The sequence below is a fragment of the Salinimicrobium oceani genome, from assembly GCF_012037645.1.
The window spans coordinates 1-957 of the sequence record NZ_JAAVJR010000045.1 but is presented as its reverse complement, the minus strand read 5'-3'; the positions used below and the strand labels follow the sequence as shown (position 1 = coordinate 957).

The 957-nt window shown below is 44.7% G+C and carries 1 pseudogene; it reads right to left on the bottom strand.

Annotation, left to right across the window (positions count from 1 at the left end):
- Window positions 1-957 (bottom strand): annotated as a pseudogene (locus HC175_RS15245) (DNA polymerase I); the annotation flags it as partial.

The following is a 957-nucleotide window of genomic DNA, read 5'->3' as shown; positions in this document are numbered from 1 at the left end:
CCAACTTTATCCCTTCCAGTTCCATGGCTGCAAGCACCTTGACCAGCGGGATTTCGATCTCATTGAAAAGTTTTTCGATATTTGCCTCTTTTAGCTCCGGAGTAAAATGTTGTTTCAGCTGCAGGATCACATCGGCATCCTCTACACTGAACTCGGTTTGTTTTTCCAGCGGAATGTCCCGCATGGTTTTCTGATTCTTTCCTTTTCCCAGCAATTCTTCCACGAAGACAGGAGAGTAATTAAGGTAAGTTTCAGACAGCACATCAAGGCTGTGGCGCATATCTGGATTAATAAGGTAGTGCGCGATCATGGTATCGAACAGCGGACCTTTAAAACTGATGTCATATTTTGCCAATACCTTTATATCATGCTTCAGGTTTTGGCCAACTTTCTCGATGTCTTCGGCTTCAAAGAAGGGCCGCAGCTTTTCCAGTACTGCCTGGGCTTCTGCTCTTTCTTCGGGCACCGGAATATAAAAACCTTTGCCGGCTTCCCATGAAAAGGCTACTCCTATTATTTCTGCGGAAAGTGGATTCAATCCGGTGGTGGTGAATTCGAAACAGGCACATTTTTGTTTCATCAAATTCTGAAGAAAAAGATCCATAGCCATCCCTGTTGCCACGCTTTGGTAGACATGAGGCATTTCTTTAATAGTCTTTCTGCCTGAAAAATTTTCTACGCCTTCTGAAGCTTCGGCTCCAAAAAGGGAAAATTGTCCGGCTCCTGCAGTTTGGGCTTGTGCCTTTCCGGTTTCAGTACCGGTAACTTGGGTGGGTCTTGCTGTTTCTTCACCGGAGAACAGCTTCAAAAATTGCTCTTTTAGACGCCTGAATTCCAGCTCTTCAAAAAGCTCCTGTACCCTTTCGGCATCAGGCATGGAAAGCTCATAATCTTCAGCATGAAATTTTACATCACAGTCGATCTGAATTGCTGCGAGTTTTTTGGAGATACGTCCCA